Below are 1,056 nucleotides of genomic sequence, written 5' to 3' on the forward strand. Positions count from 1 at the left end.
TTGAGGATTTGCAGGTATCGAGCCGTTGGAAAAAGAACGCACCTTACAAGAGTTTGGCTGTGCCAATTGGTCTGCGTGGTCAGGATGACCTGGTTCAGCTCAATCTACATGAAAAAGCCCATGGACCTCATGGTTTGATCGCAGGGACGACTGGTTCAGGGAAGTCGGAAACTATCCAATCCTATATCCTATCCCTCGCTGTTAACTTCCACCCTCATGATGTGGCTTTCTTGCTGATTGACTATAAGGGTGGTGGGATGGCCAATCTCTTTAAAAACCTGCCTCACCTCTTGGGGACGATTACCAACTTGGATGGTGCCCAATCTATGCGGGCTCTGGCTTCGATTAATGCGGAGATCCATCGTCGTGAACGACTCTTTGGAGAGTTCGAAGTCAACCATATCAATCAATACCAGAAGAAATTTAAAAACGGAGAAGCGACAGAACCGCTCCCTCACCTCTTTCTCATCTCAGATGAGTTCGCAGAGCTCAAGGTCAACCAGCCAGACTTTATCAAGGAGCTGGTATCCATCGCGCGTGTCGGACGTTCCCTCGGGGTCCACTTGATCCTAGCTACTCAGAAACCATCTGGTGTGGTGGATGACCAGATCTGGTCTAACTCACGCTTCAAGATCGCCCTTAAGGTGGCAGACCGTTCGGACTCCAATGAAATGCTTCATACACCGGACGCGGCCGAGATTACCCAGACAGGACGTGCCTATCTACAGGTCGGGAATAACGAAGTCTATGAGCTCTTCCAGTCAGCCTGGTCAGGGGCAGATTACCAGCCGGACAAGGACGATATGGGGATTGAGGACCACACCATCTACCTTATCAATGAATTGGGCCAATATGAGATCTTGAATGAAGACCTATCGGGCTTAGAAGATGTGGATGAGATCAAGGAAGTTCCGACAGAGTTGGATGCGATAGTGCACCATATCCAGCTCTTGTGTGAAGAACAAGAGATTCCTCCAGTACCACAGCCATGGTTGCCACCGCTCAAAGAGCGAATCGCACTAGACGAACTGGAAGAAGTGCAACCGACAGTAGCCT

Annotated in this window: 1 protein-coding gene; it reads left to right on the plus strand. The window is 49.8% G+C overall.

Annotated elements, in window-relative coordinates; genetic code table 11:
* On the plus strand, positions 1-1,056 hold a 1,056-nt coding region (locus tag GMD4S_RS09300; RefSeq protein WP_000330687.1), incomplete at both ends, for an FtsK/SpoIIIE domain-containing protein.

The sequence above is a fragment of the Streptococcus sp. GMD4S genome (genome assembly GCF_000296955.1).